This is a genomic window from Streptomyces sp. NPDC026301, assembly GCF_055567935.1.
Genome location: NZ_JBVHPN010000001.1, coordinates 181,088 through 207,673 on the forward strand (window position 1 = coordinate 181,088; position 26,586 = coordinate 207,673).

The window sequence follows — 26,586 nt, forward strand, 5'->3', positions numbered from 1 at the left end:
GTTCACGTGGTGCCCCTGAACGTAACGGCTGTACGCGGCGGAGGCGGCCTACCGCGCCGGGGCCCGCATTCCCGGCGTGCCGCGCGCTATGCCTTCTCCAGCCGGTCGGGGTGCGGCGCGGGCGCGGCGTCCGCCGGGGGCGGGGCGAGCGGCTCGGTCACGGGTTCGGGAAGCGCGGGCCGGTTCCCCGCCTCCCGGGCCGGTTTCCGGTCCGTGCCGCCCTCCGCCTCCCGGTCCATCTCCCGCCACTCGTGGCGCAGCCCCGCCAGGTTGGTGGCGAGGAAGTACGCCGCGCCGCTCACCGCGAGGACCGGTACCAGCCCCGCCCAGACCACCGCCGCGCCGGCCAGCAGGCCGCCGAGCGGGATGCCCGCCCAGGCCAGCGAGTCGCCCAGCGCACCGACCCGGCCGAGGAGGCGGCGCGGTATCCGCTCCCAGATGACCGCGCCCAGGATCGGGTTGAGGAAGCCGGAACCGAAGCCGGAGAGCGCGTACACCGTCACCACCGCCCACACCGGTACGTCCACCGCCAGGATCACGAACTGGGGCGCGCCGGCGATCAGGAAGCCGGCGAAGAAGACCAGCCGGCGGCGCATCCGGTGCGCGACGACCGCGGCGACCAGGCTGCCGGCCACCGCCGTGAGGCCCGCCGCGCTCACCGTCAGGCCGATCGCGGACGGCCCGTGGCCGGACTCCTTGGCCCAGATCGGCATCAGCACGGAGTTGCGGGCCGCGTCGAGAAAGTTGGTGAAGCCGACGGTGCAGATGATGATGAGCAGCAGCGGCTGGCCGCGCAGGTAGGAGAAGCCCTCGGCGAACCGGCGCCAGTACCCCGCTTCGGCTCCGGCGGCGTCCCCGCCGTGCGCCGTGCCCGTACCGTCGTCCGCGCCGCCCATCCCGCGCGGCAGTGCCAGGCCGACGAGGACCGATCCGAGGGCGAAGGTCGCCGCGTTGACGAGCAGGCCGGCCAGCGGCCCGAGTACGGCGACCACTACGCCGCCCACGCCGGGGCCCACCGTGGCGGCCAGCCGCTCGACCACGCCGAGCAGGCCGGTGGCCCGCTCGATGGGCATCGCCGAGCGGGCAGCGGCCTCCGGGATCATGACCTCTTTGGCCAGGTCGCCGGGGCCGCGGGCGCCGCCGATCACCGCGACCATGACGAGCAGCAGCCAGAAGTCCAGCAGGCCCAGGGCGTGCAGCGCCGGCACCGCGGCGACCACCCCCGCGCTGACCACGTCCGCCGTCCAGGAGATCACCCGGGCTCCCGCCCGGTCGACCAGCGGCCCGGTCAGCGCCTTGATCAGGACGTACGGCGCCATCTCGCAGAACGCGACCAGGCCGGTCTGTGCCGCGCTGCCGGTGGTGACCAGGACGAACCAGGGCAGCGCGATCGCCGACACCCGCGTGCCGGCCTGGGAGACGGCGGCCGCCGCCAGCAGCCCGGCCAGCGGTCGCATTCGCGTCCGGCCGGCCGACCATCTGCCGCTGCGGCCGCCTCCGGTCCGTCTGCTCCCGTCGGCCCGCTCCCCCATGGGTCCGCTCACGCCGCCCGCCCCCGTTCCGTCCGCGCGCCGTCGCGCGCCCGCGCCAGTACCTGTGGATGTATTTCGTTCCTATACCGCCCGATGTGCTCGCGCGGCAGTGCTCGCTCCCCGCGTAATCCGTCGCGCGGGCGGTACGGCAGACTCCCTCCATGACCGAACTTCAGCCCGAACCCACAGCGCCCGCCGACCTGCCGGCCCCGATGCGCGTCCGCACCGGCGGCGAACGCGAAGTACTGGAAGCGTTCCTGGACTTCCACCGCTCGACGCTCCGGGGGAAGGTGCGCGGCCTGGCCGACGCCGCGGCGCGCCGCCGGCTCGTCCCTTCGGAGACCACCCTCGCGGGGCTGGTCAAGCACCTGACCGTGGTGGAGCGGGCCTGGTTCCCCGACCTGCTGTCGGGTCCGGCGTCGCCCGCGGGGGACGCGAAAGCGCCGGGTGAGCACGACGGCGGCTGGGAGCTGGAGCCCGAGGAGTCGCTCGACGGGCTGCTGGCGGCGTACGACGCGGCGTGCGCGGAGTCGCGCGCGGTGGCCGCCTCGTTCCCCCTGGACCACGTCGTGCCCCATCCGCAGATCGGCGAGATCTCCCTGCGCTGGGTCTATGTCCACCTCATCGAGGAGACCGCCCGGCACGTCGGCCACGCCGACATCCTCCGCGAGCAGACGGACGGCGCGACGGGCGTCATGGCATAAGTACTGGCTCAGGCGGGGCAGCACCGGATGTCCGGTAGCCTGAAATTGCTTGCATAGCCCACATACGTACGTGCCGTACGGGCGGCGCGCCGGTACGGACACGCGCCGTACGGGACGCCGCCCGCGTCCCGACCGGAGTTCTCCCATGCGCCTGCTGCTGATCCGTCACGGTCAGACCCCGTCCAACGTCGGCCACCTGCTGGACACCACAGCGCCGGGGCCCGGTCTGACCGAGCTGGGCGAGCAGCAGGCGGCCGCGCTCCCGGAGCGGCTGGCCGACGAGAAGATCGACGCGCTCTACGCCTCCACCCTCGTGCGCACGCAGCTGACCGCGGCACCGCTCGCCGAGACCCGCGGCCTGGACGTGGTGATCCGCGACGGCGTCCGCGAGATCGCCGCGGGCGAGCTGGAGATGCGCGGCGACGCGGCCTCGAACGACCAGTACCAGCGCGTGGCGTTCTCCTGGCCTGCGGGCAAGCCGGAGCTGCGGATGCCGGGCGGCGAGAACGGCGTGGAGATGCTGGCGCGTTACGACGCGGTGATCGAGGAGATCGCCGCTTCCGGCGCCGAGACGGCCGCCGTGGTGAGCCACGGCGCGGCGATCCGTACCTGGTCGGCGGCGCGCGCCCACAATCTGGACGCCGACTTCGCCATCGCCCACCCCCTCCCCAACACCGCGGTCGTCACCCTGGAGGGCTCCCCCACCACCGGCTGGACGGCCCTCACCTGGTCGGACATCGACATCCCGGCGACGACCAGCCCCGACCTGGCTGGCTGAGCCTCGACCGCGCCCGACCAAACGGGCACAGTCAGGAATATGCCGACGGAACATACTCATGGCCGGAAATCATCTTCCCAGCTCCGGCCGGGCGGGGTCCGATACTGCGCATGCCCTGTGTGTCTGTGCGGTCGCGTGCGATGCCTGTAGCACGCAGGGTGCAGCCGGTCACCCTAGTGAAAAGTGAATGCCATGCACCAGCGTCCCGATGTCGATGCCGCGCTCACCCGCCTGCAGGGCGCCACGGACGCCGTGCAGCGTGAGCTGTGGGCCCTGCCGCAGGTGCTGCACGACGGTGAGGCCGTCGAGCTCCTCGCCGTGGGGGCATGCGACGGCACCGACGGCATCTTGGCGGTCACTACGTCGCGAGCCTTCTTCCTGAGCGAGACCACGGGCAGCCGACTGCTGCGTGACCTGCCGTACCAAGCTCTGATGGGACTCCGCTGGGAACCGGGGATGATGCGGGGCGGCTTGCACATCGACGTGTGGTCGGCGCCTCCGGTGACCGTCACGGGCATCGACCGACGGGACGGCGACGAAGTCGCGGCACGGTTACGCCAGTGGGTGGAGCACGTACGCGGCGGCGGGCCGACTGCCGCTGCATCGCCCGTCCAGACTCCGGCTCGGCCGGCCCCAGCCCCGTCGGCACCCCCGCCCGCGCAGCCGGGTTCCGGGCACTCCGTGGGCGGCGTCTTCGGGCGCCGTCGCCGCCAAGCTGAATCCGATGCCGCGCGGCTGACCGAGCAACTGGCCGGCATGCAGGCAGGTGCCGCCGCACTGCATGCGGACAACGAAGTCCTGCGACAACAACTTGCGCAGGTGATGGGCCTGGATTCGGCACAGATCCTTGCGGAACAGCAGCGGTTGCGACGTGCGCACGAAGGACTTCTGGACGACATCGCACGGTCGGAAGCGGTACTGGACTCCAAGATCGAAGCGGCTGCCGACAGGGCGGAGGCCGAGCTCACCGGAGCTCGGCAGCGACAGGCCGAGCTGGCGCGTGACATCGCCGCGGCGGAGGCCCGGCTCACACAACTCCGGCAGTCGGTCGTCGAGACCGAGGAGAACGCATTGCTGCAGGAGGCCGGGATCTACGAGTTCCGGCACCGGCTCGCGGATGCCGTGGCATACAAGGCCGAACTGACTTCGCTCAAGGACCGCTACAAGATTCTGGCGAAGAACGGCAATGCCGTGCTGGGGTCGGTGAACTGGCAGGTCAACGGCTCACTGCAGGCCGGGCGCAAGATGGTGAAGGATTTCTCCACACTCATGCTGCGCGCCTACAACGCGGAGGCGGATGCGGCTGTACGCACCATGCGACCGCATCGGCTCACCGCTGCCGTCGACCGGCTGGACAAGTCCCGGGCCGCCATTGCCCGGCTGGGCGCCACCATGCAGATCCGGGTAACGGACGAGTACCACGGCCTGCGTGTACGCGAATTGGAGCTGACGGCCGACCACCTGGAGCAGCAGGAACGAGAGAAGGAGCACCGGCGGGAACTGCGCGAGGCGCAGCGCGAGGAAGAGAAGCTGCAGCGCGAGATCCAGCGGGAGCGGGAACGACTGGAGAAGGAGCGCCGCCACTACGAGAGTGCGCTTGCGCGGCTGCGCGCCTCGACAGGGGTGGCCGACGCCACCTCCATCGCAGAGCTGGAGGCCAGGCTGGCCGAGGTCGACGCCGCCACCGAGGCGGTCGACCACCGGGAAGCCAATGTCCGGGCGGGCTATGTGTACGTGATCTCCAACGTCGGTGCGTTCGGTGACCGGACGGTCAAGATCGGCCTGACCCGCCGACTGGATCCGATGGACCGGGTCAACGAGCTCGGCGACGCGTCCGTGCCGTTCCGGTTCGATGTCCATGCGCTGATCTTCAGTGAGGACGCGGTGGGGCTGGAGCGGCGGCTCCACCAGGAGTTTGAGGATCGTCGCGTGAACCGCGTGAACACCCGCAGGGAATTCTTCCGGGTGCGACCTACGGAGGTACGGGAGGCACTCGGGCGGCTGGCGGGGCAGCACCTGCTGGAGTTCCGCGAGGAGGCGGAAGCCCTGGAGTGGCGCGCGAGCGGGACGCCCTGAGCGCCGCCGCCGGACACGGCCCGTGAAACCCACCCGTCAGTCGAACAGGCTGCTGAACACCCACAGCACCAGTGCCCAGCTTCCGATGAGGGCCGCGGCGCCGAGGAGGAAGGCGACCCACGCGGAGGGGGGCAGGCGTTCCGGGAGGACCGGCTTCGGAGGGACGACCGGGCAGCACTTCGAGCAGTGCGGTCGCACGGTGACGGCCATGGCGCACACACTCCTGCGGACCGAAGTGCCGCACAAGGGGCGCGACCGGCATCTACGGCGCTTGTAGGCACACTCCGGGGCAGATTGCGCTACGACGGGGCCCGATTGGGCGGTTTCAACGATAAATCACCCATTTGCGGCTTTGCCGGGCTTGATACGGGCTGTGAGGCTGGAAGAACTCATGGTGACCGTCCCCACCACCCAGGAGAGAACCCCCATGGTCCTGTCCATCTCCGGCGTTGTCCTGCTCGGCGTCATCATGTTCCTGTTCTTCCGCAAGGACGGATTGAAGGTCTCCCACGCCGTCGTCTGCGCGCTGTTCGGCTTCTACCTCGCGGGCACCGCCATCGCCCCGGGCATCAAGGCCGGCGGCGCGAGCCTCGCGGGCCTGCTCAAGGGGCTCTCGCTCTGAGAGTCCCGCCGAGTCGTCACGCTTCCCCAGGAGACCTTCCGTGCCCCGGCGTCCACTGCCCAGCATCCTGAGCAACACCGCTCCCCTCGCCCGCGGCCGCGACTTCGCGCGGACCGCGGCCGACAGCGCCTCCGACGTGTTCCACCCGCTGCTCGTCATCGGCCGCGGCCTGCGCCGACTGCTCTCGGCCGGCCGGCAGCGGTGGTCGGCGACGCCGCAGGAGCGCCGCGGCCCGCTGCTGGCCACGACGGCCGTGTGCCTGGCGTCGCTGGCGCTCGTGCCGTACGGACCGCTGCTCGGCCTCATCTCGGTGATGGCGGCGGCGGCCTGGGCGGGCCGGGAGCGGACGCCCGCCGACGCCGGGCCGACCGAGGCCGAGACCGGCCGGCTGCGCGCCCTGTACGAGGCGCTGGTGCCGTACTTGAGCTTCGAGGGCGACCCGAACCCGCTGTACGTCCACGACGGCGACTGGGCCACCGCCTTCCCCGAGTACGAGTTCGACGAGGACGGGCGGCTCGCACGGCTGCGCCTGAAGTACCCGGTGTACTTCACCGATGCCGAGCCCCAGTCCCGGGCCCGCATCGAACAGGTGCTGCTCGCCAAGTCGGGGCGCGGCCGGGAGTACCACTTCGCGTGGGACCAGGAGGGCAACCAGCTCGTCCTGACCGTGCTGCCCGCGCTGCCGACCGACATCGCGGCCCAGCGGTTCGTGACCACACCGGGCGAGACCGTGCTCGGCTTCACCGACGCGGGCGCGGTCCAGCGCACCGTACCGGTGGCGGGCGCGGCCGAGGAGGCGGAGCCGCGGGACGTGCCGCCGGTGGTCTGGCGGACCGGGCCGCGCTCCACCGAGTCGCACCTGCTGGCCCTCGGCCGCCCCGGGAGCGGCACCACGACCCTGCTGCGGTCCGTCGCCCTGCAGGCGCTCTGCCACGGCGATGTGCTGGTGATCGACGGCAGCGGGACCGGCGAATTCGCCTTCCTGCTGGGGCGGCCCGGCGTGCTCGGCGTGGAGTGCGGGCTGACCAGCGCGCTGGCCACGCTGGAGTGGGCGGCGCACGAGACGGAGCGGCGGCTGATCGCCGCGAACCGCGCGCGGCAGGCCGGGCTGCCGGTCCCCGACGACATCCGGCAGCCGCTGTGGGTCCTCGTCGACCGGCCGAGCGCGCTGACCCACCTCGCCGCCGCCGAGGGCCGCGAGGACCCGCAGCGCCTCCTCCAGGTGCCGCTGCGCCACGGGCGCGCGGCGAGCGTCACCGTGGCCGTCGCCGACCAGTTCGAGAGTGCGGAGCTGCTGAGCGAGCCGGTACGCGCCCACACCCGGGCGCGCGTCGTGCTCGGGCCCGCCGGCCCGGAGGACGTGCGCGCCGTCCTGGGCGCGCCACCGGAGACCACGCCCGCCGACCAGGTCCCGCCGGGGCGCGGCTACGCCCGGCTCGGCTCGGGCCCGGTCCTCCGTCTCCAAGTGCCCGCCACGCCCGACCCGTTCGACGACGCGACGAGCGAGTACCACCGGCAGGCGGTACTGGCGCTGCTGCCGGAGCGCACGGCGCTCGGCTCCGTGCCCGCGGCCGCCGCCCCGCCCGCCGACAACGCGGACTTCGGGTACCGGGCCGGCACCGCCTCGGGGGCGGTGTGACCGACCGCCCTCACGGGCCTCTGTTCTCCGGGCGGCCACCGGTGACGCGCTCTGCCGGCGGCCGCCCGGATCCTTCTTCCGGGACCGGTGTCAGGCCTGGCAGTCCGTGTCAGGCCTGACAGGCCACGAACAAGTGCAGCTGTCAGGCCACGAACGAGTGCAGTGTGTCGCTGTCCTGGGACCGGCCCGTGGCGATGAGGTGGGCGGCGCCTGCCAGCCGGGAGGCGGCCTGGTCGGCGACCGCGCCGCTGACCGTGAACGGGAGCCGCACGAAGCCCTCGAAGGCGCCGTCCACGCCGAAGCGCGGCCCCGACGGCACCCGTACGCCCAGCCGCTCCCCCGCCTCCGCGATGCGCGAGCCGGACAGGCCACCCGTGCGCGCCCAGAGGGTGAGGCCGCCGCTGGGGACGCTGAACTCCCAGTCGGGCAGGTGGCGTCGGACCGCGTCGACGATCGCGTCCCTGTTCTCGCGCGCCTGTTCCCGCCGGATGGCGACCGCCTCTTCCCAACCGCCGCCGTCCAGCAGCGTGGTGATGGCGAGCTGTTCGAGGACCGGGGAGCCGAGGTCGGCGTAGGCGCGGGCGGCGACCAGGCTGCGGATGATGTCCGGGGCCGCACGCACCCAACCGATGCGCATACCGGCCCAGAACGCCTTGCTCGCCGAACCCACGGTGATCACCGAGCTGCCCGACGGGTCGAACGAGCAGACCGAGGGCGGCACTTCGACACCCGGGTCGAGACACAGCTCGGCCATCGTCTCGTCGACGACCAGGACCGTACCGGCCGAGCGGGCCGCCGCGACCAGTCCGCGCCGCTGCTCCTCCGTGGCGAGCGAGCCGGTGGGATTGTGGAAGTCGGCGACGACGTACGCCATACGGGGCGCGGCGTCCCGCATCACCTGGCGCCAGGCCGGGATGTCCCAGCCGCCGAGCCGCTCGGCCAGCGCCACCGGGACGAGCCGGGCCCCGGCGTCCCGCATCAGCTGCAGGATGTTCGCGTACGAGGGCGAGTCGACGGCCACCCGCTCCCCGGGCCGGGTGATCAGGCGGCAGATCGCGGCCACCGCGCCCATCGCGCCCGTGGTCACCATGATCTGCTCGGGCATGGTGGGGATGCCGCGGGCCGTGTAGCGGTCGGCGAGGGCCTGGCGCAGCGCGGGCAGCCCGGCCGGGTAGTCGCCGTGCGTGTGGGCGTACAGGGGCAGGTCCGCCATGACGCCCTGCACGGAGCGGGTGAGCCAGGGCTCGGGCGCGGGCAGCGCCGCGCAGCCCAGGTCGATCATCGAGCCGGCGGCCTCCGGGGGCAGCGGCTCCAGGCCCCGGGTGGGCAGCGGGTTGCCGGCCGGCACGGCCGTCCAGCTGCCCGAGCCGCGCCGGGACTCCAGGAAGCCCTCGGCGCGCAGCGCTTCGTAGGCGGCGGCGACGGTGGTCCTGCTGACCGACAGCGCGGCGGCCAGCTCGCGCTCGGCGGGCAGCCGGGCGGCCACCGGGACCCGCCCTTCGAGCACTAGAAGGCGGACGCCGTCGGCGAGGGTCCGGTACGCGGGGATGCGACGGCCGCCGACCGCCGCCGAGGCAGCGCGGTCGTCCTGCGACCGCACCAGGCGGGCGAGTTGGGCCGCACCCACCGCTGAAGTCCACTGCGCCATCTCGACCAGTCCACCTTTCCGCGATTGGCCATGGAACCCGGCCGCCAGCCCGCCACAGGCTGACCTCGTACAGTCCAATTCTGCCAGGAGGGGAAAGCATTGTCTGCAAAGGGGTCAGCAAAGGGGTCCACGGAGGAACCCGCTGAGGGGTCCGCGAAAGAGCGCCATCTGCCGCGCCGACTGATCCAGCTCTACGTGGGTCTCGTGCTGTACGGCGTGAGCATGGGGCTGATGGTACGCGCGGACCTCGGCCTGGAGCCGTGGAGCGTGCTGAACCAGGGCATCGCGGAACACACCGGCCTGACGATCGGCACGGTCACGATCGTCTCCGGCGCGCTGATCCTGCTGCTGTGGATCCCGCTGCGGCAGCGCGTGGGCCTGGGCACGGTCTCGAACGTCATCGTGCTGGGCCTGGTGATGGACGCGACGATGGCCCTGGTGCCCGCGTCCCCGTCGTTCTGGGTGCGCGTCCCGATGCTGGCCGGTGCGGTCGCCCTCAATGGCGCGGCGACCGGCCTGTACATCTCCGCGCGCTTCGGCCCGGGGCCGCGGGACGGGCTGATGACCGGGCTGCATCTGCGCACCGGCCGTCCCATCCGTCTCGTCCGTACCTGCATCGAGATCACCGTACTGGCCGCGGGCTTCGCGCTCGGCGGCTCGGTCGGCGTGGGCACGGTCGTGTACGCGCTGGCCATCGGGCCGATGGCGCAGTTCTTCCTGCGGCTCTTCGCGATCAAGGGACTGGACGAGGCGTCCCGGGTGGTCACCGGGAAGTCCGCACCGGTCGCCGGGACGTCCGCGCCGGTCGCCGGGGCGTCCGCACCACAGGAGCAGTCGGCGGCGGCACCGGAGGCGGTCGCGGGCTGCGACTCCTGAGCAGCGCCGGCCCTCGGGGCCCGGGGCCGCCGCACCTCTAGGGCCAGCGCCGCACCTCTGGGGGCCGGACCCCGCTCCCCCGCCATACGGAGCGCCCGCCATACTGCCCGCGTGACCGTCCTGCGCCCGCGCCCCCGCCACCCGTACCTCGACCACCCGGCGCCGCTCGCCTTCGCCCACCGGGGCGGGGCTGCGGACGGCCTGGAGAACACCGCGCTCGCCTTCCGCCGCGCCGTCGAGCGCGGCTACCGCTATCTGGAGACCGATGTGCACGCCACGTCGGACGGCCGCCTGGTGGCGTTCCACGACGCCACCCTGGACCGGGTCACCGACGGCAGCGGCCGCATCGGGGCGCTGCCCTGGCGGGCCGTGCGGCAGGCCAGGGTGGCGGGCCGGGAGCCGCTGCCGCTCTTCGAGGAACTTCTGGAGGAGTTCCCGGAGGCCCGCTGGAACGTGGACGTGAAGGCCGAGGCGGCGCTGCGCCCGTTGCTGGCGCTGCTGCGCCGTACGGGCGCGTGGGACCGGGTGTGCGTCGGTTCGTTCTCCGAGGCGCGGGCCGGGCGGGCGCAGCAGCTCGCGGGCGGCCGGCTGGCCACCTCACTGGGCACCCGCGGGGTGGCGGGGCTGCGGCTGCGCTCCTACGGGCGGAGCCTGCCGCTGGACCGGTTGCTGGGCGCAGCGGTACGGCGCAGCGCGGTGTGCGTACAGGTACCGGAGCGGCACGCGGGCCTACGGGTGGTGGACCGGCTCTTCCTGCGGGCGGCCCGGCAACTGGGCCTCCAGGTGCATGTCTGGACCGTGAACGACGCCGCGCGGATGGCCGATCTCCTGGATCTAGGTGTAGATGGCATCATGACCGATCACATAGACACGCTGCGGGATGTGCTGACCGCGCGGGGCGCCTGGACCTGACCTGACCACGGGCGCCGTACCGCGACCGCTCCCGCCGCCGTGACGGGGAGCGCGAGGGGGAACCTGTGGGTGTCGACATCGCCGTGGAAGCGGCCGAGCCGAGGGACGCGGCCGACCGGCGGCGCGAGCAGCGCGGCTGGTACTGGTACGACTGGGCCAACAGCGTCTACTCGACGACCGTCCTGACGGTCTTCCTCGGGCCGTATCTGACGGCCGTGGCGAAGGCGGCGGCCGACGCGCACGGATTCGTCCACCCGCTGGGCATCCCGGTGCGGGCCGGGTCGTTCTACGCGTACTCGGTGTCGGCCTCGCTGCTGCTGTCGGTGCTGGCGATGCCGCTGGCGGCGGCCGTCGCCGACCGCACAGGGCGCAAGAAGCCGCTGCTGGGCGGGTGCGCGTACGGAGGCGCAGCGGCGACGACGGGGATGCTCTTCCTGGGCGGCGACCGCTATCTGCTCGGTGGTGCGCTGCTGATCGTCGCGAACGTGTCGTTCGTCGTGTCGATGATGCTCTACAACTCCTACCTGCCGCAGATCTCGACCCCCGAGGAGCGGGACGCGGTGTCCTCACGGGGCTGGGCATTCGGTTACGCGGCGGGCGCGCTGGTCCTGGTGGCCAACCTGGTCCTGTACGCGGGCCACGCCTCCTTCGGGATCTCGCAGGAGAACGCCATCCGGATCTGTCTGGCGTCGGCGGGCCTGTGGTGGGCGGTGTTCACGCTCGTCCCGCTGCGCCGGCTCCGGGACCGCCGCCCGGTCCGTACGGCCGCGTCCCCGGCCCCCGGAGGCGGCCTGCGGCAGCTCCGGGAGACGCTGCGCGACCTGCGCCGGTACCCGCTGACGCTGGCCTTCCTGCTGGCGTACCTGGTCTACAACGACGGGGTACAAACGGTGATCACCCAGGCGTCGGTGTTCGGCTCGGAGGAGCTGGGCCTGGACCAGACGACGCTGATCGTCGCGGTGCTGCTGGTGCAGGCGCTGGCGGCGGCGGGCGCGGTGCTGATGGGCCGGCTGGCCCGGCGGCACGGCGCCAAACGGACGATTCTGGCGTCGCTGGTGGCGTGGACGGCGGTGATCGTCGCGGGGTACTTCCTGCCCGCGCACGCGCCCGTGTGGTTCTTCTGTCTGGCCGTGGCGATCGGGCTGGTGCTGGGCGGCAGTCAGGCGCTCTCGCGGTCGCTGTACTCGCACCTGATCCCGCACGGAAAAGAGGCCGAATACTTCGCCGCGTACGAGATCAGCGACCGGGGGGTGAGCTGGCTGGGGCCGCTGGTTTTCGGTATCGCCTACCAGATGACGGGCAGCTACCGTGACGCGATCGCCTCGCTGGCGGCGTTCTTCTTGATCGGTTTTGTCCTGCTTGCCCGTGTGCCCGTGCGGCGTGCCGCGACGGCGGCCGGAAACCGCACCCCCGACCTGATTTAGGCAAGTGGGGCGCGGGCCGGTAGTGTACGCCTTTGGCTCACCAGGCGGACCGTTACTGCGCGCTGAACTTCGGACAGCGCCGGGTGACATCTGCTGCCAGATGTGACAAACCGGGCGTTGGTGGGTACAAGAAGGGGCGGCACGACGGGCGACCTGGGTCCCCATTACGGGAATCTTCACCGCCGACCGGACGTTGACCGGATGACGACGACAGCGACACCTGTCCTGTGGGCGACAAAGCCCGGGAGGCACGATTCATGAGTGAGCGAGCTCTTCGCGGCACGCGACTTGTGGTGACCAGCTACGAGACCGACCGCGGCATCGACCTGGCCCCGCGCCAGGCGGTGGAGTACGCATGCGAGAAGGGACATCGCTTTGAGATGCCCTTCTCGGTAGAGGCCGAGATTCCGTCGGAGTGGGAGTGCAAGGTTTGCGGCGCTCCCGCACTTCTGGTGGATGGCGATGGCCCTGAGGAGAAGAAGGGCAAGCCCGCGCGTACGCACTGGGACATGCTCATGGAGCGGCGCACCCGCGAGGAGCTCGAGGAGGTGCTGGCCGAGAGGCTGGCCGTCCTGCGCTCCGGCACCATGAACATCGCTGTGCACCCGCGCGACAGCAACAAGAAGTCCGCCTGACGACGGACCTCACGTCGAGGGCCGGTATCCCTGCTGCGGCAGGGGTACCGGCCCTCGTGGCGTTTCTCGGCGCGGTGTTTCTCAGCGGGGCAGCGGCGGGTCCTGCCGGGGCGGAGCCGGCGGCTCGTCGTCGCGGATGACCTCGCCCTGGACGACCTTGCCGTCCGGAGCGCGCATACGCGCCTGCTGGAAGGCGTCGCCGAAGGAGCCGGGGGTGTGACGCACCTGGCGGGCCAGCAGGCGCTCCACGCGCCGCTGGAGGAGTTTCCGGGTCGGCGGGAAGAGGCACAGCAGCCCCGCCGCGTCCGAGACCAGCCCGGGGCACATCAGGAGCAGGCCGCCGAGCATCGGGAGCATGTTGCCGCCGCCGGCCTCCGGGGCCGGCTTCGCGGGGTCGGCGCCGGGCTGCTGGAAGGCGCCCGCCAGGTTCTGCCAGGCGCGCCGGCCCGCCCGCTTGATGACGTAACCGCCGATCACCACACCGGCCACCAGCAGGAGAAAGACCGTCAGTCCGCCCGCTGCCTGCCCGACCAGGGTGAGCAGCCAGATCTCCAGGACGATCCACACGGCGATGCCGAGCGGCACCAGGCGGCGGGCGCGGGAGCGCTGGGGCGGACGGGAACGCGGTGGGGTGTCAGCGGACGTCATGCTTCAAGTGTGCCTGGCGCCGCGGCGTTCGCGATGTCCCCCTCGCCGTGGGCAGGGCCCCTCCCTCTCCCCGACCAGTGGGTGGGGCCCCCTCCCCCGCCACCACCGCACACCCCCAAGCTAGCCCCACCCTCCGACCGTCCCCCCAGTTATCCACAGGCTCTCTTCACCCGCTCTTCTTCCCCCGCAGCTTGTCCAGCCGGGAGCCGACGCCCCAGGCCGTCACGCGCCACAGGGCCTCCACGACGATGTCGCGGTTCATCTTGCTGTCGCCCCGCTCCCGTTCGACGAAGGTGATGGGCACCTCGACGACGTGGTAGCCGGCCTCGACAGCCCGCCGGGCCAGGTCGACCTGGAAGCAGTACCCCTGCGAGGCGACCTCCTCCAGACCCAGCCCCTGCAGCGTCTCCTTGCGGAAGGCCCGGAAGCCGCCGGTGACGTCCCGGATCGGCACGTCCAGCAGCAGCCGGGAGTACGTGCTGCCGCCGCGGGAGAGGAACTCGCGGTACTTGGGCCAGTTCACCACCCGGCCGCCGGGCATCCAGCGCGAGCCGAGCACGAGGTCGGCGCCCTTCAGCGCGGTCAGCAGCCGGGGCAGTTCCTCGGGCTGGTGGGAGCCGTCGGCGTCCATCTCCACCAGGACGTCGTAGCCGTGCTCGATGCCCCAGCGGAAGCCCGCGAGGTAGGCGGCGCCCAGGCCCTCCTTGCCCTTGCGGTGCAGGACGTGCACGTGGTCGTCGCCCGCGGCCAGTTCGTCGGCGAGCTTGCCCGTGCCGTCCGGGCTGTTGTCGTCGGCGACCAGTACGTGCGCGTCGGGCACCCCGGCGCGTACCCGCTCGACGACCGGCTTGATGTTCTCCGCCTCGTTGTACGTCGGAATGATCACCAAGATGTCGCCCAGCGGTCCGTACTGCCGCCGCCCGTCGCCCTGTCCGCCGTCTGTCACTGCTGCCCCTTCTCGTCCTTCGTACGCCCGCGCCGGCCGAGCACGAAGGCGGCAGCGCAGGACAGAAGGCCCACCATAGCGATCACCCATTCAGGAGACGCGCCGACGCGGTCGGCGACGGTCTTTTCCTCCCGCAGCGGAAGGCTCGCGCTGACCACGCCCCGGGTGAATTCGGGGATGCGGTGGGTGACTTCGCCGTCCGGGGCGACGACGGCGCTGATGCCGCTGGTGGCGGCGGTGACGACGGCGCGGCCGTGCTCGACGGCGCGCAGCCGGGACATCGCGAGCTGCTGCTCGGGCTGGCCGGTGCGCCCGTAGGTGGCGTTGTTGGTCTGCACGATGAGGGCGCGGGCCCCGGCGTTCACGGTGTCGTGCACGATCTCGTCGTACGCCACCTCGAAGCAGATGACGTCGCCGAGCTTTGCCCCGGCCATGTTCATCACGCCGGTGTGGTCGCCGGGGTAGAAGTCGCGCGGCACCCGCTGGAGCCGCGTGATGACCTGGCTCAGCTCCTTGCGGAAGGGCACGTACTCGCCGAACGGCACCGGGTGCTGCTTGGTGTACGAGGCGCCGGGGCCGGTCTTCGGGTCCCAGAGGATGCCCTCGTTGAAGACGTAGCCGGGCTTGGTCGGGTGGTCCACGAGGGCGCCGACGAGCACGGGGACGCCGATGGCCCGTACCGCCTCCTGGATACGGTCGTACGCCTGCGGGTACTGGAACGGGTCCAGGTCGGAGGAGTTCTCCGGCCAGATGACCAGGTCGGGCTTCTTCGCCCGGCCGGCCTTGATGTCGGCGGCCAGCTTCTCGGTGGCCGTGGCGTGGTTGTCCAGGATCTGCATCGGGCGGCCGAGGAAGTCCATGCCGGGCTGCTGGACGTTGCCCTGCACGACGGCGATGTCCAGGTGGTCGGTGGCCTTGGTCGGTACCGGCACGGCGTACCCGGCGACGGTGACGGCCGCGGCCAGCCCGAAGGCTTCCAGTGCCGGGATCGCCCGGCGCAGCCGCGTACCGCCGCCATCGGCCTTCCTGCGCAGACCCCACACGGTCACGGCGACCGCGGCGAGCAGCGTGCCGCTGAGCGCGACGGCGAAGGTCACCAGGGGCGCGCCGCCGAGCGCGGCGAGCGGGGTGTAGGGCGAGTCGGTGTTGGCGAAGGCGAGGCGGCCCCAGGGGAAGCCCCCGAAGGGCAGCCGGTCGCGGGCCCACTCCTGGGCCACCCACAGGCAGGCCGCCCACAGGGGCCACGCCTTCAGGCGCGAGGTGACCGCCAGTCCGGCGCCGAGCAGCGCCACGAAGACGGCCTCGGCGAAGGAGAGGCCGACCACGGCGTCCCAGCCGACCACGTGCAGCCACTTCAGCAGCAGGAAGAAGAACGGCCAGCCGAACACGAGGCCGGTCCAGGCCGCCTGACGTGCCGTACGGCCGCGGGTGAGCAGGCCGAGTCCCGCCACGGCCAGGATCGACAGCGGCCAGAAGTCGTACGGCGGGAAGGCCAGTCCGAGTGCGAGTCCGGCGAGGACCGCGAGCACCGTGCGGGGCGTCTCGCGGCGCACGAGGGCGGCGAGGCGGCGCAGGCGTCCGGGGCGGCGGCCCGCGGCGGCGGGCGCCTCGGTGGCCACGGGGCCGCCGTCGGCGGCGGGGCCGTCCCCGCCAGGGCCCTGGGCAGGGCCTGGCACGGTTTCGGCGGTGGTTTCGGAGCCCGATGGCACGGTCGCGGCCTTCCTGCAGGTCGTGCGGTGGTGAGCCGACGGTACAACGGGGCGCGTGCGCGCGGGACGCCGGTGACCGGTACGGATACGCGCGGTCGCGCTCGGTGAGGGCGAGGCGGTGCCGCGTACGAAGAGAGCGCCTCGTTGCGAGGCGGGGTGCGGGTGGGGCGGTGATCCGCGGGGTGCGGATCGGGGCCCGGCGCCCTTCGGGCCGACCTGGGGCCCGCTGGCTGCGGGTCGACCGAGAGCCGTTGTCTACTGAGCGTCCGGGCCCCACCCGGGTCGCACCCGCCGACCTGCCGAAACCTGAACCGTCGCTTCCGTGCCGCAGGGGTGGACCTGGCTCCCAGTTGTGGTGTGCCGTGCGGCGCACCACCCCATGGCCCAGCTGCGTTCGACGACTGCGCGGTGGCCTGCCGGTCGGACGTCCTTGTGGTGGACTCGGCCGAACCTACCGGCCGCCGACGGGCTCCTGTCAACATCCGTTCTACCTGCGTCGTTTTTGCGTTCAACCAGGTCAGTGCCGAACTGCCGCAGGTAGGGCGAGTACGCGCCGGGCACGTCGCCCGGCGGCACCCGTCATGGGAGGTTCACTCGTTCGGCCGCTGGAAGACCGTCCGGCCGCCGACGACGGTCCGCAGGCAGCGCGGCAGCTCCCGGCCGGGGGTGAGGTCGGGCAGGCCGGGTGTGCCGGAGCGGGGGTCGGTGGACCAGCGCTGGACGCGCTCGTCGGGGGCCTGGACGAGCAGCTCGCCGGTGTGCCAGACCGCGTAGTCGGCGGGCGCGCCCGGCACGAGAATGCCGGCTTCGTCGCGGCCGACGGCCCGCCAGCCGCCGCGGGTGTGGGCGGTGAACGCGGCGCGCGCGGAGATGCCGTGCTCGCGGGTGCGGTGGAAGACGGCGGCGCGGACCGTGCCCCAGGGGTCGAGCGGGGTGACGGGGCTGTCGGAGCCGAGCGCGAGCGGGACGCCGGCCTTGAGGAGCGCTGCGTACGGGTTGAGGGTGCGGGCCCGTTCGGCGCCGAGGCGGGTGGCGTACATGCCCTCCTCGCCGCCCCAGAGCGCGTCGAAGGCGGGCTGGACGGAGGCGGTCAGGGCGAGTTCGGCGAAGCCGGCGAGGGTGTCCGGGGTGAGCATCTCGCAGTGTTCGATGCGGTGCCGGGCGGCGCGTACCCGGTCCAGGCCGACCCGGTCGGCGGCTGCCCGTACGCCGTCGACCACGGCGGTGAGCCCGGCGTCGCCGATGGCGTGGAAGCCCGCCTGGAGGCCGGCTTCGGTGCAGGCGGCGACGTGCGCGGCGACGGTGTCGGCGTCGAGCAGCGCGTTGCCGGTGTGCGCGGCGTCGGCGTACGGGGTGCAGAGGTGGGCGGTGTGCGAGCCGAGCGAGCCGTCGGCGAACAGGTCGCCCGCGGCGCCGACGGCGCCGAGCTCCCTGATCCGCTCCGCTTCCTTTGCGGTGGTGACGAGCTCGCCCCAGTAGCCGACGACGCGCGGGCCGTCGCCGGCGGCGGCGCGGGCGAGCAGCGCGGTCAGGTCGTCCTCGCCGGAGATCTCGGGCCCCGCGCATTCGTGGACGGTGCCGATGCCGAGGGACGCGGCGTGCGCGAGCGCGGCGGCCTGTGCGGCGGCGCGCTGGGCCGGGGTGACGGTGTCGTACGCGGCCTGCCGGACGGCGTGGTGGGCGTCGCCGGTGAGCGGTCCAGCGGGGTCGAATCCGGCGCGTTCGCGCAGGCCGGGGACGAGGTCCTGGAGGGCGGTGGTGACGACGGCGGAGTGCACGTCGATGCGGCTGAGGTAGAGCGGGCGGCCGCCGGTGGCCTCGTCCAGTTCGGCGCGGGAGGGCGGGCGGCCCTCGGGCCAGGCGGTGGCGTCCCAGCCGTGGCCGAGCAGCACGCGGTCGGCGGCGCGGGCGGCGGCGAAGGAGCGGATGCGGTCCAGGGCGCCGGAGAGGGAGTGGGTGTCGCTGAGGTCGAGGCCGGTGAGCGCGAGCCCGGTGGCGGTGGTGTGCACATGTGCGTCAGTGAACGCGGGGGTCACGAGCGCGCCGTCGAGGTCGATGACCTCGTCGACCCCGTCGGCGAAGGAGTCGGCGGCGCCCTCCGAGCCGACCCAGGCGACCGAGCCGCCCTCGACGACCATGGCGGTGGCGAAGGGGTCGGCCGGGCTGTGGACCTCGCCGCGGCGCAGCAGGACGGTGCGGTCGGGGGCCGGTGCGGGGGTGCGTTCGCTCATACCGGACAGTTTCGCCCCTGCGCGTGCCCGGCGGACGCGCGGGGTGGGTGTGGCGTGACCGGCATCCGGACAGGCGCCGCCCGGGGGCGCGCCCGCATCCGTACGGGCGCGCCGCCGCGCGTCAGATGCGGGGCGGCCGGGCCTCGTACGGCGTGGACAGCACCACGGTCGTGCGCGTCGAGACGCCGGCCAGGGTGCGGATGCGGGTGAGCAGGTGTTCCAGGTCCAGCGGCGCGGCCACCCGGACCTTGAGGATGTAGTTCTCGTCGCCCGCGACGCTGTGGCATGCCTCCAGTTCGGGGACCTCGGCCAGCCGCTCGGCGATGTCGTCCGGGGCGCTGGGGTCGAAGGGTTTGACCGAGATGAAGGCGGTCAGCGGCAGCCCCACCGCCTCGGGGTCGACGATGGCGGCATAGCCGCGGATCACGCCGCGCTGCTCCAGTCTGCGCACGCGCTGATGCACCGCCGAGGTGGACAGGCCAGTGGCCTTGCCCAGGTCGGTGTAGCTCATCCGCCCGTCCTTGACGAGCAGATCCACGATTTGTCGGTCCAGCTCCTCCACACGATCAACCTACTGTGCCGGGGCGCTGCGGCGCAGCTCGCGCCGGATCGTGGACACCGTGCGCCCCCTGTGTGACGAACACCACACCCCTCACTCCGTGTCCGGCCGGAAGCCAAGATTATGCAGTCGAGAGGCAGGGAAATGCTCGTGATGGTCGAGGCCGCCCAACACAGGACGATGGCGGTACTCGCAGCCCACCCGAGGGGGATGGACATCATGCGACGCCCGAAGCAGGAATCCACGCTGGAGAACACCGCCGCCCAGGAGGGCGACAGTTTCCGCGACGACGCCTTCGACGAATTCGACGCCTTCGACACCGTCGAGCTCTACCGCGTCAGCTGCCCGGACTGCGGGCAGCCGATCGCGCTGCTCGCCGACGAGGACACGCTGCCCGAGCACGCGGTCTGCTCCTCGCCCTGGAACCCCTTCGGCCTGACGGTCTGCCAGGGTTCCGGCCGGGGTGTGGCCGAGACGGCCTCCGCCGATGACGAGCTGGCTCCCCAGGAGCAGGACAGCGGCATGCTCCTGACGCTCCCGGAGGGCCTGAACTGGCGCACTCAGCCGTTCTCCCACGTGGGCGGCCCCGGCTCCCGCCCGGTGCGCGTCCCCCTGATGCGCCGGCACCGCTGACGCGCCCGCGGAGCGCTCTCCGCGACATCACCGTCCGCGACGTCACCGTGCGAGTGAGCCGCCCGACTCACTCGCACCCTTTTGCCGCGACGTGACGCATCCGCCTTGTGCAGTCCCGTTTTTGACGTGCCGTCAGCGGGACTCCTGGCCTGTGACCGGGCCTGTGATCAGCGGGACTCCGGGCCCGCGAGGTGCCGGGCGATGACCATCCGCTGGATCTGGTTGGTGCCCTCCACGATCTGCAGGACCTTGGCCTCGCGCATGTAGCGCTCGGCCGGGAAGTCCGCGGTGTAGCCGTACCCTCCGAGCAGCTGGACCGCGTCGGTCGTGACGCGCATCGCGGCATCCGAGCAGAAGAGCTTGGCCATGGCCGCCTCCTTGGTGAAGGGGCGGCCCTCGTCCCGCAGCCGGGCCGCGGTGAGGTAGAGCGACCGCCCGGCGCTCACCTGCGTGGCCATGTCGGCGAGCATGAAGCGCAGCCCCTGGAAGTCGGCGAGCGGGCGCCCGAACTGACGGCGCGCCACGACGTACGCCAGCGCCTCGTCGAGGGCCGCCTGCGCCACGCCCACGGCGCACGCGGCGATGCCCAGCCGCCCGGAGTCCAGCGCGTCGAGCGCGATGGCGAAGCCCTGGCCCTCCTCGCCGATCCGGCGCGCGTCCCCGATCCGTACGCCGTCGAAGTGCAGTTGCGCCGTGGGCGAGCCCTTCATGCCCATCTTGCGCTCGGGCGGCGCGGCGCTCAGCCCCTCGGCGTCGCCGGGGACCAGGAAGGCCGTGATGCCGTGCGAGCCCGCTCCCCCGGTGCGGGAGAGGACGGTGCAGAAGTCGGCGATGCCGCCGTGCGTGGTCCACGCCTTCGTACCGTTCAGCACCCACGTCTCGCCGTCCCGCGTGGCGCGGGTGGTCAGGGACGCGGCGTCCGACCCGGATGCGGGCTCGGAGAGGCAGTACGCGCCGAGCAGGCCGCCGCCGAGCATCGCGGGCAGGTGCTCGGCGCGCTGCTCCTTCGTGCCGTACGAGGCGAGCGCGTGGCAGGCCAGGGTGTGGACGCTGACGCCGAGGCCGACGGTGAGCCGGGCGGCGGCCAGCTCTTCGAGGACCTGGAGGTAGACCTCGTACGGCTGGCCGCCACCGCCGAACTCCTCGGCGTACACCAGGCCGAGCAGGCCCGACTCGGAGAGCAGGGTGAAGAGCTCGCGGGGGAACCGGCCCGCCTCCTCCTCCGCGGCGGCCGCGGGCGCGATCTCGCGGGCCGCCAGGTCGCGTACGAGCGTCATCAGCTGGCGGGCTTCGTCGGTGGGCAGCCTGCGGTCCACGGGCCTCGGTCCGTACTCGGTCATGGCGGCGCTTTCCTCCCTGTAGGGCACTGCGGCGGAGCACCGCTCGGGTGGCGCGGCGCGACCGGTCCCCACTGCCGCGATGATCCCTCTCCGGGTCGCGGAAGGCGATGACCTGCGGCGGTGGCGCAGGAAGTATGCCCAATACGGCGGCGCCCTTCACCCCTTGATCGGCTTCTCCCGATGGTCGTCGGTCCGTCGGCGGGTGTTCAGCAAATTGGTCCAAACCATTGACCCAGTTGGTCTAGTCCTTCTACGTTCTCCCCCGACGCTCCACGCGTTCGGCGCCACTGCGGACGCAGGTCACAGCACTTCCCCCTCGATGGACCCCCACTCCGAGGAGCAACCATGCTCAGACCGCACAAGAAGCGCCTCCACCACGGATTCGCGGCCGTGGCCGCGGCCCTGTGCACGGCCGCGATGGGCGCCGGCGCGCTCACCGGGACCGCCGCGGCCGCCCCCGCCCCCGCCTCCGCCAAGACCGCCGCCGCACAGCCCGCATCGGTCGGCGCCGGGACCACGGCGGCCGGCGACAAGGTCGTCGGGTACTTCACCAACTGGGGTGTCTACCAGCGCAATTACCACGTCAAGAACATCGAGACCTCCGGCTCGGCGAACAAGCTGACGCACATCAACTACGCCTTCGGCAACGTCACGGGCGGCAAGTGCGCGATAGGTGACGCGTACGCCGACTACGACAAGGCGTACACCGCCGACCAGAGCGTCGACGGCAAGGCCGACACCTGGGACAACGGGGCGCTGCGCGGCAACTTCAACCAACTGCGCAAGCTCAAGGCGCTGCACCCGAACCTCAAGGTGATCTGGTCCTTCGGCGGCTGGACCTGGTCCGGCGGGTTCGCCGAGGCGGCCAAGAACCCGGCGGCGTTCGCGCAGTCCTGTTACGACCTGGTCGAGGACAAGCGCTGGGCGGACGTCTTCGACGGCATCGACATCGACTGGGAGTACCCCAACGCCTGCGGCCTGACCTGCGACACCAGCGGCCGGACCGCCTTCACGAACGTGATGAAGGCGCTGCGCGCGAAGTTCGGCGGCAGCAATCTGGTGACCGCGGCGATCACCGCGGACGCCTCGTCCGGCGGCAAGATCGACGCCACCGACTACGCGGGCGCCGCGCAGTACGTCGACTGGTACAACCCCATGACGTACGACTACTTCGGCGCCTGGGACGCCAAGGGTCCGACGGCCCCGCACTCGCCGCTGACCTCGTACAACGGCATACCGAAGGCCGGCTTCAACACCGCCGACACGACCAAGAAGCTCAAGGGTCTCGGCATCCCGGCCAACAAGCTGCTGCTGGGCATCGGGTTCTACGGGCGCGGCTGGAGCGGCGTCACGCAGGACGCACCGGGCGGCACGGCGACCGGCGCGGCACCGGGCAAGTACGAGGCGGGCATCGAGGACTACAAGGACCTCAAGGGCCGCTGCCCGGCGACCGGCAAGGTCGGCGGCACCGCGTACGCCAAGTGCGGTGACCAGTGGTGGAGTTACGACACTCCGGAGACCATCGGCACGAAGATGGCCTTCAAGAACGAGCAGGGCATGGGCGGCACGTTCTTCTGGGAGCTCAGCGGGGACACCGCGAACGGCGAGCTGATCAAGGCGATCAAGTAGGACCCATCGAGTGAGTGGTGCGTGGGGCGGGGGGCCGTGGCCTCCCGCCCCACGTTCGTGCAGCACTGTTGACGCGTAGTCAACAACGGTCCTAATCTCTCGTCAGCTACCTTCGTTACCGCAAGTAACCGCACGTCAGCGCTGTGACCGAACGCCATGACCGAGCGCTCCCCAGGGAGGAAGCAGTGGGCAGGAATCAGCGGGCCGTACCGGAAGGCCGCACGTCCTGGAGGAAGAGCGCGGTCGTGGCCGTGCCGGCGGTACTGGCCGTCGGCGCGCTGGCGACCGTAATGGCGCAGGGCGTGCTCGCCGCGTCGTTCGCCGTCTCCGGCACCAACTTCCAGGTCACCTCGGGCAAGTTGACCAGCGACGGGCTGGCCTCGTACGTGCACACCGACCGTTCCACCGACGGCACCGGCCATCCCGTGGCCCTGCTCGGCATCGGCAGGGCACACCTCTCCGACATCTGCCAGTCGGCGCAGGTCAGTACGCCGGTGGGGCCGGTGGTCTTCAAGCTCACCGCGGGCGGGAAGGCGGGCCCGGTCACCGCGGACAGCCTCGTCATCGACGGCGAGGACCTGGTCGGTGACGCGCGCTTCGGGACGGCGCAGATCGGCCGGGACGCCTCGACGCTGGACGAAGTACCGGGCGTCCGCGGCCCGAAGGGCAAGTTCGGGCTGCAGGCCGGTGACATCGAGGTCGCGGGCGTGAAGTCGCACGCCTGGTCGGCCACCGGCGGGAACTTCCGCCTCAAGGGCCTGAAGCTGGGCGTCAGCCTGGGCGGCGAGAAGTGCTTCTGAAGGCGCGGTTCCGCGGGTGGCGGCGGACCCGGCCGTTCTGGGCCGGGCTGCTGCTGATACTGGGCGGCGCCGAGCTGCTGCTCGTCCCGCTCTCCCCGCTCGGCGTGCTGGTCAGCCTGGGGCTCGGCGGGCTCGCGGCGCTCGGCATCGGGCTGGCGCTGATCGTGGCCGGGGTGTTCCTGTGGTGCACCCCGGCCGCGCGGCACTACGTGAGCGTCAACGCGCTGATCCTGTCCGTGATCTCCTTCGCGGCCACCAACCTCGGCGGCTTCCTGGTCGGCATGGGGCTGGGCATCGCGGGCGCGGCGATGGGCTTCGGCTGGACGCCGGTACTGGACGAGGCGGTGGCGGCGGAGGATGCGACTGCGGAAGCGGAGGCGGGCGCCGCTCCCCCGCCCGGCCGCACAGCCACCGACCGTACAGGCCCCGGCCGCACAGGCCCCCGTACGGCCCTCGCCGTGGCCTTGCCCGTCGCCCTCCTCGCCGCGCTCGGGACGCCCGCCACCGAGGCCCGGGCGGCCGGCGCCGGCATCCCCGCCCCCGCCGCCGTCCCCACCGTCACGACCAGTCGTTTCGCCCCCAAGGGCTTCACGCTCGCCGGGGTCGAGGACGTGCCCACCGCGCGCGGCCCGGTCCGGGCAATGGTGCTGAGGATGAAGGCCGCGTCCCTCACCGACTACCGTCTGCTCACCCGCGACGGCAGCGACGAGCTGGGGCTGGGCGCGAAGTCGCTGGATCTGAGCGGCGACGTCACGCTCTATCTGACGAAGTTCCGCGGCTGTGTGGAAGGGGTGCTCTGCCTGACCTTCACCCCGGACCGGCTGCCCGTGCCGCCGCTGGTCCCGCCCTTCGTCTACATGACCGACGTCTCCGCCGAGCAGGCGCTGGTCACCTCGGACCTGATCGTCGCCGACGGCCTGCGGCTGCGCGCGGACGGCCCCGCCGGGCATTGGTGAGGCCCCGCACACGGGGGATGATGCGGGGCCTCACTCGGTACAACGGGCCGAGGGCATGAGAGGTTCCCCGTTCCGCGAGAATTTCGTGGAAAAATCTATGGAGCGCCGGTCAGGGGTCCCCGAGGCCCCTTCGGCCGCTCCTACGCCTCGTCCTGGACCAGCCGTTCCAGCATGGTCTGGAAGTCCTCGTCGACGACGACCCGCAGCCCGTCGCCGTCCGGCTCGCTCAGCCGGGTCATCGTGCCCTGGCGCCACCAGAAGACGTTCGGCGTGATCGCGCCCGCCGAGTCCTCGTGCGCGGCGGCGGAGAACTGCGCCATGGCCTGCAGCGCCGGTACCACCTGGGCGTCGTGGATGCGGTGGAAGGCCAGCTGGTGCCGGAAGGGCAGCGCCACCAGCGCCCCGTCGGGCGTCAGCGGCGCGCCGGTCAGCCGCTCGACCAGCTCATCGAGGACCAGGACCCGGCTGGCGGTGAAGAAGGAGTCGCCCAGTACCACTTCGAAGGCCGAGCCGTCGCCGCGGCGGACCGTCTCGTGCCCCTCGACCGGCAGCGCCCGGAGATTGTTCAGCGCCCGGATGCGCAGCTCGGCGACGTCCCCGATGTCCAGCAGCGAGTCCTCGCCGAGTATCTGCACCGCCTCGGGCAGGTCGAGCGCCAGGACCTCGCGCAGGCCGGGGGCGAGCGGGCGCGCGTACCGGAAGGAGTCGGAGGCGGGGAGGGAGTCCTCGGCGACGACGCGGGGGTAGAGCCGGGCCCGGATCTCGTCCTCGGGCATCGTCTCCATCGGCTGGGGGCCGTCCATCGTACGGAGGACCTTGCCGACGTGGTCCCGGACGAGCGCGGGCCAGGCGCGCTCGCCGCGGCGGTCGCGGTGGCAGACGGCGGCCAGATTGCCGAGGCCGAACTGCCGGCCCGCCGAGTCGGTGACCATGCCGGCGTACACCGTGACCTCCAGGCCCAGCTCGGCGAAGGCCGACCGCACCTGGCCGCGGAAGATCCCGCCCTCCCGGTCGGAGAAGAATCCGAACTCCTCATCGCGCGGGGTGTCGCGCGGATCCCGCTTCGGTCCCCGGCGGAACAGGCCCATCTCTCGCTCTTCCTCCCGGCGGCAGCCACGAATGCGCCGATCGTAGCCGTTGCCCGGGACACCTTCGACCGTGCGCGCCCGCCGTCCGGAGCACGTTCCGGGGCGCGTCCGCGGGCATCGGCACGAGCGGATTCGGGCCTTCGGGATGCGCGGCGGGCGGCGGGGAGACAGCCTGGGGGGTATGACCACACATCCACCGGTGATCGTGTATCCGCCCACCGCCGGTGGGCGGCGGGTGACCATTCACGGCCAGATCGTCGGCCTCGCCCACGGCCGCGGGGACGTCGCCGAGTTCCTGCGCCGGGCCGGGCTGTCCGACGCGGAGGAGATCCCGCTGGCCGATCCCGCGCTCATCGAGTGGCGGGGCGGCGATCTGGACTACTGGCCACGGGACGAGTGAACGGCGGCGCGCGCACGGACGGGGCGCGCCGCCCCGGGGACTCGTACGGCTGTCAGCGCTCCCGGAGCGGGTCCAGGCGTTCGCGGACCCACAGCTCGACGTCACCCACATGGCGGCCGGCCGCCGTGAAGGCCGCCAGGCTGTCGCGGGCGCGCAGCGCGGCGTAGATGTCCATGTGCTGCTGGTGGGTCCAGGCGAGCACGTCCGACTTGACCAGCGCACGCCAGATGCGGGCCCTGGCAGTGCGCTGGGTGACGGAGGAGACCAGGGACTCCAGCGTGCGGTTGCCGGTCGCCGCGACGATGTCCGCGTGGAAGGCGAGGTCCTCGCGTACCAGCTCCTCCGGGTCCTGGAGGGTCCGCATCCGTTCGATGCGCTCCAGCAGGCCGTCCAGCGCCGCGTCGTCGATGCGGGTGGCCGCGAGCGCGGTGGCGCCGGGCTCCAGTACTTTGCGGCACTCCAGCATCTCCTCCAGGCCGGTGTCCTGGGCCAGGTCCAGGAAGCTGCCGATGGCGCTGAGCAGCCGGTCCGGGCGCAGGTCGGTGACGAAGGTGCCGTCCCCGCGCCGTACGTCCAGCACCCCCGCCATGGCCAGCGCGCGGACCGCCTCGCGGAGCGAGGGGCGGGAGAGCTCCAGCTCGGCGGCGAGCACCGCCTCCGGGGGGAGGCGGTGGCCGGGCGTGAACTCGCCGCTCTCGATGCGCTTGCGCAGCCGGCCGATCGCCTCGTCGACGACGCTGCCGCCGCCGGCGCCGGTCCCGTCACCGCGTCCCGGCCGCTCTTTCTTGGTGGGCATGGACG

General features: G+C 72.5%; 25 protein-coding genes. 14 read left to right on the top strand and 11 right to left on the bottom strand.

What is annotated here, in order from left to right; translation table 11 throughout:
* Positions 1–86: 86 nt before the first annotated feature.
* Positions 87–1,457, bottom strand: a complete 1,371-nt coding sequence (locus tag ACZ4MH_RS00805; protein ID WP_351586556.1) for an MFS transporter — start codon at positions 1,455–1,457, stop codon at positions 87–89.
* A gap of 236 nt (positions 1,458–1,693) precedes the next feature.
* On the opposite strand from ACZ4MH_RS00805, the gene ACZ4MH_RS00810 reads away from it, so the two are divergent.
* The 3 genes from ACZ4MH_RS00810 (at position 1,694) to ACZ4MH_RS00820 (ending at position 5,090) form a co-directional block, all read left to right on the top strand.
* Positions 1,694–2,236 (top strand): DinB family protein, encoded by a 543-nt coding sequence (locus ACZ4MH_RS00810; RefSeq protein ID WP_351586554.1) that lies wholly within the window; start codon positions 1,694–1,696, stop codon positions 2,234–2,236.
* Positions 2,237–2,381: 145 nt separating this feature from the next.
* Complete coding sequence (locus ACZ4MH_RS00815) at positions 2,382–3,014, top strand: histidine phosphatase family protein (protein WP_351586552.1); 633 nt, start codon at positions 2,382–2,384, stop codon at positions 3,012–3,014.
* A gap of 192 nt (positions 3,015–3,206) precedes the next feature.
* Positions 3,207–5,090 (top strand): SNIPE associated domain-containing protein, encoded by a 1,884-nt coding sequence (locus ACZ4MH_RS00820; RefSeq protein ID WP_351586550.1) that lies wholly within the window; start codon positions 3,207–3,209, stop codon positions 5,088–5,090.
* 36 nt (positions 5,091–5,126) lie between these two features.
* On the opposite strand, the gene ACZ4MH_RS00825 is transcribed toward ACZ4MH_RS00820, so the two are convergent.
* Positions 5,127–5,300 carry a hypothetical protein gene (locus ACZ4MH_RS00825; RefSeq protein ID WP_351586548.1) on the bottom strand — a complete coding sequence of 58 codons (174 nt, stop codon included), beginning with the start codon at positions 5,298–5,300 and terminating at the stop codon, positions 5,127–5,129.
* Between the two features lie 217 nt (positions 5,301–5,517).
* On the opposite strand from ACZ4MH_RS00825, the gene ACZ4MH_RS00830 reads away from it, so the two are divergent.
* Together ACZ4MH_RS00830 and ACZ4MH_RS00835 are read left to right on the top strand one after the other, a co-directional pair.
* A complete protein-coding gene (locus ACZ4MH_RS00830; RefSeq protein ID WP_351586713.1) occupies positions 5,518–5,712 on the top strand; it encodes a hypothetical protein in 195 nt (64 codons plus the stop codon).
* 40 nt (positions 5,713–5,752) lie between these two features.
* Positions 5,753–7,351 carry a hypothetical protein gene (locus tag ACZ4MH_RS00835; RefSeq protein WP_351586546.1) on the top strand — a complete coding sequence of 533 codons (1,599 nt, stop codon included), beginning with the start codon at positions 5,753–5,755 and terminating at the stop codon, positions 7,349–7,351.
* A 142-nt stretch (positions 7,352–7,493) separates the two neighbouring features.
* Here ACZ4MH_RS00835 and ACZ4MH_RS00840 read toward each other — a convergent pair whose 3' ends face one another.
* On the bottom strand, positions 7,494–8,999 hold the full coding sequence (locus tag ACZ4MH_RS00840; RefSeq protein ID WP_351586544.1) for an SCO1417 family PLP biosynthesis transcription factor: 1,506 nt from the start codon (positions 8,997–8,999) through the stop codon (positions 7,494–7,496).
* 222 nt (positions 9,000–9,221) lie between these two features.
* Between ACZ4MH_RS00840 and yczE the strand changes: the two genes are divergently transcribed.
* The 4 genes from yczE (at position 9,222) to ACZ4MH_RS00860 (ending at position 12,846) form a co-directional block, all read left to right on the top strand.
* Positions 9,222–9,875, top strand: coding sequence for a membrane protein YczE (gene yczE, locus ACZ4MH_RS00845; protein WP_351586542.1), 654 nt, complete (start codon positions 9,222–9,224; stop codon positions 9,873–9,875).
* Between the two features lie 111 nt (positions 9,876–9,986).
* Positions 9,987–10,787: a glycerophosphodiester phosphodiesterase family protein gene (locus ACZ4MH_RS00850; protein WP_351586540.1), complete on the top strand. Its 801-nt coding sequence runs from the start codon at positions 9,987–9,989 to the stop codon at positions 10,785–10,787.
* 65 nt (positions 10,788–10,852) lie between these two features.
* Positions 10,853–12,211: an MFS transporter gene (locus ACZ4MH_RS00855; protein WP_351586538.1), complete on the top strand. Its 1,359-nt coding sequence runs from the start codon at positions 10,853–10,855 to the stop codon at positions 12,209–12,211.
* A gap of 257 nt (positions 12,212–12,468) precedes the next feature.
* On the top strand, positions 12,469–12,846 hold the full coding sequence (locus ACZ4MH_RS00860) for an RNA polymerase-binding protein RbpA (RefSeq protein WP_030261439.1): 378 nt from the start codon (positions 12,469–12,471) through the stop codon (positions 12,844–12,846).
* 81 nt (positions 12,847–12,927) lie between these two features.
* Here the strand turns inward: ACZ4MH_RS00860 and fxsA are convergent, their stop codons facing one another.
* The 5 genes from fxsA to ACZ4MH_RS00885 all read right to left on the bottom strand — a co-directional run bounded on the left by fxsA (position 12,928) and on the right by ACZ4MH_RS00885 (position 18,942).
* Entirely contained in the window at positions 12,928–13,494 is a 567-nt protein-coding gene (gene fxsA / locus ACZ4MH_RS00865; protein WP_351586534.1) for an FxsA family membrane protein, read from the bottom strand.
* 166 nt (positions 13,495–13,660) lie between these two features.
* Positions 13,661–14,440 carry a polyprenol monophosphomannose synthase gene (locus ACZ4MH_RS00870; RefSeq protein WP_351586532.1) on the bottom strand — a complete coding sequence of 260 codons (780 nt, stop codon included), beginning with the start codon at positions 14,438–14,440 and terminating at the stop codon, positions 13,661–13,663.
* Positions 14,437–16,149: an apolipoprotein N-acyltransferase gene (gene lnt / locus ACZ4MH_RS00875; protein ID WP_467753670.1), complete on the bottom strand. Its 1,713-nt coding sequence runs from the start codon at positions 16,147–16,149 to the stop codon at positions 14,437–14,439. The genes ACZ4MH_RS00870 and lnt overlap by 4 nt, the downstream gene beginning before the upstream one ends.
* Positions 16,150–16,739: 590 nt before the next feature.
* Positions 16,740–18,380 carry an amidohydrolase gene (locus ACZ4MH_RS00880; protein WP_351586530.1) on the bottom strand — a complete coding sequence of 547 codons (1,641 nt, stop codon included), beginning with the start codon at positions 18,378–18,380 and terminating at the stop codon, positions 16,740–16,742.
* 121 nt (positions 18,381–18,501) lie between these two features.
* Positions 18,502–18,942 (bottom strand): Lrp/AsnC family transcriptional regulator, encoded by a 441-nt coding sequence (locus ACZ4MH_RS00885; RefSeq protein ID WP_030608595.1) that lies wholly within the window; start codon positions 18,940–18,942, stop codon positions 18,502–18,504.
* 207 nt (positions 18,943–19,149) lie between these two features.
* On the opposite strand from ACZ4MH_RS00885, the gene ACZ4MH_RS00890 reads away from it, so the two are divergent.
* Positions 19,150–19,572: a hypothetical protein gene (locus ACZ4MH_RS00890; RefSeq protein ID WP_351586528.1), complete on the top strand. Its 423-nt coding sequence runs from the start codon at positions 19,150–19,152 to the stop codon at positions 19,570–19,572.
* Positions 19,573–19,739: 167 nt separating this feature from the next.
* Here ACZ4MH_RS00890 and ACZ4MH_RS00895 read toward each other — a convergent pair whose 3' ends face one another.
* Positions 19,740–20,912, bottom strand: coding sequence for an acyl-CoA dehydrogenase family protein (locus ACZ4MH_RS00895; RefSeq protein ID WP_351586526.1), 1,173 nt, complete (start codon positions 20,910–20,912; stop codon positions 19,740–19,742).
* Positions 20,913–21,257: 345 nt separating this feature from the next.
* Between ACZ4MH_RS00895 and ACZ4MH_RS00900 the strand changes: the two genes are divergently transcribed.
* The 3 genes from ACZ4MH_RS00900 to ACZ4MH_RS00910 all read left to right on the top strand — a co-directional run bounded on the left by ACZ4MH_RS00900 (position 21,258) and on the right by ACZ4MH_RS00910 (position 24,297).
* A complete protein-coding gene (locus ACZ4MH_RS00900; protein ID WP_351586524.1) occupies positions 21,258–22,541 on the top strand; it encodes a glycoside hydrolase family 18 protein in 1,284 nt (427 codons plus the stop codon).
* A gap of 290 nt (positions 22,542–22,831) precedes the next feature.
* Complete coding sequence (locus ACZ4MH_RS00905) at positions 22,832–23,341, top strand: DUF6230 family protein (RefSeq protein WP_467753896.1); 510 nt, start codon at positions 22,832–22,834, stop codon at positions 23,339–23,341.
* Positions 23,332–24,297 (top strand): DUF6114 domain-containing protein, encoded by a 966-nt coding sequence (locus tag ACZ4MH_RS00910; RefSeq protein ID WP_351586520.1) that lies wholly within the window; start codon positions 23,332–23,334, stop codon positions 24,295–24,297. Before ACZ4MH_RS00905 ends, ACZ4MH_RS00910 begins: the two co-directional genes overlap by 10 nt.
* A 140-nt stretch (positions 24,298–24,437) precedes the next feature.
* On the opposite strand, the gene ACZ4MH_RS00915 is transcribed toward ACZ4MH_RS00910, so the two are convergent.
* A complete protein-coding gene (locus ACZ4MH_RS00915) occupies positions 24,438–25,385 on the bottom strand; it encodes a hypothetical protein (protein ID WP_351586518.1) in 948 nt (315 codons plus the stop codon).
* A gap of 181 nt (positions 25,386–25,566) precedes the next feature.
* Here ACZ4MH_RS00915 and ACZ4MH_RS00920 point away from each other — a divergent pair, with 181 nt between their 5' ends.
* Complete coding sequence (locus ACZ4MH_RS00920; protein WP_351586516.1) at positions 25,567–25,785, top strand: hypothetical protein; 219 nt, start codon at positions 25,567–25,569, stop codon at positions 25,783–25,785.
* A 52-nt stretch (positions 25,786–25,837) separates the two neighbouring features.
* Here the strand turns inward: ACZ4MH_RS00920 and ACZ4MH_RS00925 are convergent, their stop codons facing one another.
* Positions 25,838–26,581, bottom strand: a complete 744-nt coding sequence (locus ACZ4MH_RS00925; RefSeq protein ID WP_351586514.1) for a FadR/GntR family transcriptional regulator — start codon at positions 26,579–26,581, stop codon at positions 25,838–25,840.
* Positions 26,582–26,586: the final 5 nt, after the last annotated feature.